Origin of the sequence: Janibacter sp. RAF52, assembly GCF_052114035.1 — a bacterium.
Taxonomy (GTDB): Bacteria; Actinomycetota; Actinomycetes; order Actinomycetales; family Dermatophilaceae; genus Janibacter; species Janibacter hoylei.
On record NZ_JBFRDY010000021.1, the window covers coordinates 1 to 5469 of the forward strand.

The window sequence follows — 5469 nt, forward strand, 5'->3', positions numbered from 1 at the left end:
GGGATGTGCGAGAGCCCCCAACGACTCGTTGGGGGCTCTCGACTTCAATGTTTGTCCGGCTGCGTCCTACTCTCCCACACCGTTCCCAGTGCAGTACCATCGGCGCTGAAGGGCTTAGCTTCCGGGTTCGGAATGGGACCGGGCGTTTCCCCTTCGCTATGACAGCCGAAACTCTATGGAAATACGTGGACAGTGTCCCGACCGTATCTCGGGAACTGCACAGTGGACGCGAGTCAATCTTTTGTTACGCAACACAAGGTTGAGTGTGTATCAAGTCATCGGCTTATTAGTACCAGTCAGCTCCATGCATTGCTGCACTTCCACATCTGGCCTATCAACCCAGTAGTCTACTGGGAGCCTCTCGAACCGAAGTTCATGGAAACCTCATCTTGAGACATGCTTCCCGCTTAGATGCTTTCAGCGGTTATCACTTCCGAACGTAGCTAATGAGCGGTGCCCTTGGCAGAACAACTCACACACCAGAGGTTCGTCCAACCCGGTCCTCTCGTACTAGGGTCAGCCTCTCTCAAGTTTCCTACGCGCACAGCGGATAGGGACCGAACTGTCTCACGACGTTCTAAACCCAGCTCGCGTGCCGCTTTAATGGGCGAACAGCCCAACCCTTGGGAGATACTCCACCCCCAGGATGCGACGAGCCGACATCGAGGTGCCAAACCATCCCGTCGATATGGACTCTTGGGGAAGATCAGCCTGTTATCCCCGGGGTACCTTTTATCCGTTGAGCGACGGCGCTTCCACAAGCCACCGTCGGGTCACTAGTTCCGACTTTCGTCCCTGCTCGACATGTCTGTCTCGCAGTCAAGCTCCCTTGTACACTTGCACTCGCCACCTGATTGCCAACCAGGCTGAGGGAACCTTTGAGCGCCTCCGTTACATTTTAGGAGGCAACCGCCCCAGTTAAACTACCCACCAGGCAATGTCCCTGATCCGGATCACGGACCGAGGTTAGATAACCAGAACGACCAGAGTGGTATTTCAACGATGACTCCACACACACTGGCGTGCATGCTTCACAGTCTCCCACCTATCCTACACAAGCCGTCCCGATCACCAATACCAAGCTATAGTGAAGGTCCCGGGGTCTTTCCGTCCTGCTGCGCGTAACGAGCATCTTTACTCGTAGTGCAATTTCGCCGAGTTCGCGGTTGAGACAGTGGAGAAGTCGTTACGCCATTCGTGCAGGTCGGAACTTACCCGACAAGGAATTTCGCTACCTTAGGATGGTTATAGTTACCACCGCCGTTTACTGGGGCTTAAATTCTCAGCTTCGCCCACAAGGGGCTAACCGGTCCTCTTAACCTTCCAGCACCGGGCAGGCGTCAGTCCGTATACATCGTCTTGCGACTTCGCACGGACCTGTGTTTTTAGTAAACAGTCGCTTCTCCCTGGTCTCTGCGGCCCATCTTCCTAGCCCGCAAGGGGCTTCAGAATCCGGGCCCCCCTTCTCCCGAAGTTACGGGGGCATTTTGCCGAATTCCTTAACCACGATTCACTCGATCGCCTTAGTATTCTCTACTTAACCACCTGAGTCGGTTTGGGGTACGGGCGGCTAGAACCTCGCTAGAGGATTTTCTCGGCAGCATAGGATCACCCTGCTTCCCGCTATAAGCGGTCACTATCAGGTCTCAGGATACGTGCCAGGCGGATTTGCCTACCTGACTCCCTACACCCTTGGACGTGGACAACCATCGCCACGCGGAGGCTACCTTCCTGCGTCTCCCCATTGCTTGACTACTACCAGATCGGGTCACGCGTTCCACYCACCAACGAGATCCGAAGACCTCTAACGGTGAGCTTCAGGCGTTTAGCATCACTGGATTCATCATGGGCGGTTCTTCGCCGGTTCCGGAATATCAACCGGATGTCCATCGACTACGCCTGTCGGCCTCGCCTTAGGTCCCGACTTACCCAGGGCAGATTAGCTTGACCCTGGAACCCTTGGTTATTCGGCGGACGGGTTTCTCACCCGTCTTTCGCTACTCATGCCTGCATTCTCACTCGTGTGGCATCCACGACTGGATCACTCCGCCGCTTCACTCGCCACACGACGCTCCCCTACCCATCAACACGCCTGGACACCACAAGGGTGCCGAGCAGTGTGTCAATGCCACAGCTTCGGTGGTGTGCTTGAGCCCCGCTACATTGTCGGCGCGGAATCACTTGACCAGTGAGCTATTACGCACTCTTTAAAGGGTGGCTGCTTCTAAGCCAACCTCCTGGTTGTCACGGCAACTCCACATCCTTTTCCACTTAGCACACGCTTAGGGACCTTAGCTGGTGATCTGGGCTGTTTCCCTCTCGACTACGGAGCTTATCCCCCGCAGTCTCACTGCCACGCTCTCACTTACCGGCATTCGGAGTTTGGCTAACGTCAGTAACCTGGTGAGGCCCATCGGCTATCCAGTAGCTCTACCTCCGGTAAGAAACACGTGACGCTGCACCTAAATGCATTTCGGGGAGAACCAGCTATCACGGAGTTTGATTGGCCTTTCACCCCTACCCACAGCTCATCCCCTCAGTTTTCAACCTAAGTGGGTTCGGTCCTCCACGACGTCTTACCGTCGCTTCAACCTGGCCATGGGTAGATCACTCCGCTTCGGGTCTAGACCCAGCGACTCAAACGCCCTATTCGGACTCGCTTTCGCTACGGCTTCCCCACACGGGTTAACCTTGCCACTGAGCACTAACTCGCAGGCTCATTCTTCAAAAGGCACGCCGTCACCCCACAAGGAGGCTCCGACGGATTGTAAGCGCACGGTTTCAGGATCTATTTCACTCCCCTCCCGGGGTACTTTTCACCTTTCCCTCACGGTACTTGTCCGCTATCGGTCACCAGGGAATATTTAGGCTTAGCGGGTGGTCCCGCCAGATTCACACGGGATTTCTCGGGCCCCGTGCTACTTGGGAAATCTTCCATGGAGTCCACGCCATTTCGTCTACGGGGGTCGCACCCTCTGTGCCGGGCCATTCAAGACCCTTCGACTATGACAAGGATTTTTTACTCCACCACGACATGTCAGCATCGTGAAAAAGCTCCCACAACCCCGGACCTGCAACGCCTGACAGCTATCACACAGACCCGGTTTGGCCTCATCCGCTTTCGCTCGCCACTACTCACGGAATCACTATTGTTTTCTCTTCCTGCGGGTACTGAGATGTTTCACTTCCCCGCGTTCCCTCTACCTGCCCTATATATTCAGGCAGGAGTGACTGGACTTGCCTCCAGCCGGGTTTCCCCATTCGGAAATCCTCGGATCAAAGTCTGGTTATCGACTCCCCGAGGCTTATCGCAGATTCCTACGTCCTTCTTCGGTTCCTGGTGCCAAGGCATCCACCGTGCGCCCTTAAAAACTTGAGCCACAAAGATGCTCGCGTCCACTGTGTAGTTCTCAACATACGGGCGGCACCCCACCACACGACCACGCCCACAGAAACCAGTTCCATGAGTACGCGACCAGGCGAGGCCCACAACCCACACCCRACCAGCACAAGCCGGCCAAGCGCGTGGTCTTGAAGCTTCACTCGCGTGAACCCTCAGGACCCAACAACGTGTCAGACACCCCCACACGCCACCACACTTTCCACCACACCAAACAGTGCAGGTACTCACACAGCGACACACAAGAGACGTCAAATAATCGATGTTCCACCCAGAGCACCAGGTGTCAGACACTCGCCGACAAACCCAGCGTTTTTGAACCACCCACACCAGGCAGGCAGCCAAAGCTCCTTAGAAAGGAGGTGATCCAGCCGCACCTTCCGGTACGGCTACCTTGTTACGACTTAGTCCCAATCGCCAGTCCCACCTTCGACGGCTCCCTCCACAAGGGTTGGGCCACCGGCTTCGGGTGTTACCGACTTTCGTGACTTGACGGGCGGTGTGTACAAGGCCCGGGAACGTATTCACCGCAGCGTTGCTGATCTGCGATTACTAGCGACTCCGACTTCATGGGGTCGAGTTGCAGACCCCAATCCGAACTGAGACCGGTTTTTTGGGATTCGCTCCACCTTACGGTTTCGCAGCCCTTTGTACCGGCCATTGTAGCATGCGTGAAGCCCAAGACATAAGGGGCATGATGATTTGACGTCATCCCCACCTTCCTCCGAGTTGACCCCGGCAGTCTTCCATGAGTCCCCACCATAACGTGCTGGCAACATAGAACGAGGGTTGCGCTCGTTGCGGGACTTAACCCAACATCTCACGACACGAGCTGACGACAACCATGCACCACCTGTATACCGACCTAAAAGGGGCACCCATCTCTGGATGTTTCCGGTATATGTCAAGCCTTGGTAAGGTTCTTCGCGTTGCATCGAATTAATCCGCATGCTCCGCCGCTTGTGCGGGCCCCCGTCAATTCCTTTGAGTTTTAGCCTTGCGGCCGTACTCCCCAGGCGGGGCGCTTAATGCGTTAGCTGCGGCACGGAACTCGTGGAATGAGTCCCACACCTAGCGCCCAACGTTTACGGCATGGACTACCAGGGTATCTAATCCTGTTCGCTCCCCATGCTTTCGCTTCTCAGCGTCAGTAGTGGCCCAGAGACCTGCCTTCGCCATCGGTGTTCCTCCTGATATCTGCGCATTTCACCGCTACACCAGGAATTCCAGTCTCCCCTACCACACTCTAGTCTGCCCGTACCCACTGCAAGTCCGGGGTTGAGCCCCGGATTTTCACAGCAGACGCGACAAACCGCCTACAAGCTCTTTACGCCCAATAATTCCGGACAACGCTCGCACCCTACGTATTACCGCGGCTGCTGGCACGTAGTTAGCCGGTGCTTCTTCTGCAGGTACCGTCACTTTCGCTTCTTCCCTGCTGAAAGAGGTTTACAACCCGAAGGCCGTCATCCCTCACGCGGCGTCGCTGCATCAGGCTTTCGCCCATTGTGCAATATTCCCCACTGCTGCCTCCCGTAGGAGTCTGGGCCGTGTCTCAGTCCCAGTGTGGCCGGTCGCCCTCTCAGGCCGGCTACCCGTCGTCGCCTTGGTGAGCCATTACCTCACCAACAAGCTGATAGGCCGCGAGCCCATCCCAAACCGAAAAACTTTCCAAACCATGCCCATGCGGGCCAGTTTCGTATCCAGTATTAGACGCCGTTTCCAGCGCTTATTCCAGAGTCTGGGGCAGGTTGCTCACGTGTTACTCACCCGTTCGCCACTGATCCACTCCAGCAAGCTGGAGCATCACCGTTCGACTTGCATGTGTTAAGCACGCCGCCAGCGTTCGTCCTGAGCCAGGATCAAACTCTCCGTTGATGATCAACACCCCCTCGAACCCACAAAGAGCTCAAAAGGAGGCCAATCCATAACCCAACAAAGGGCTGAACCATGACTGAGCAAGAACAACCAGCGCAATCGCTGTTTGATTCATTGTCAACCAAAGGAAAAAAATTCGCTCGACCAACCACACCCAACCCCCACAACGAGGACCAGGCACAATCAGCCAA

3 rRNA genes are annotated in these 5469 nt (G+C 55.8%); all 3 read right to left on the reverse strand.

From position 1 onward, the window contains the following. Positions 1-53: 53 nt before the first annotated feature. The 3 genes from rrf to AB4Y78_RS15560 all read right to left on the reverse strand — a co-directional run bounded on the left by rrf (position 54) and on the right by AB4Y78_RS15560 (position 5278). Positions 54-170 (reverse strand): 5S ribosomal RNA (rrf, locus tag AB4Y78_RS15550). A 96-nt stretch (positions 171-266) separates the two neighbouring features. Continuing rightward, positions 267-3379: ribosomal RNA gene (locus AB4Y78_RS15555) — 23S ribosomal RNA — on the reverse strand. Between the two features lie 376 nt (positions 3380-3755). Then, positions 3756-5278, reverse strand: a 16S ribosomal RNA gene (locus tag AB4Y78_RS15560). The 16S, 23S and 5S rRNA genes sit together here, the layout of an rRNA operon. Positions 5279-5469 lie beyond the last annotated feature (191 nt).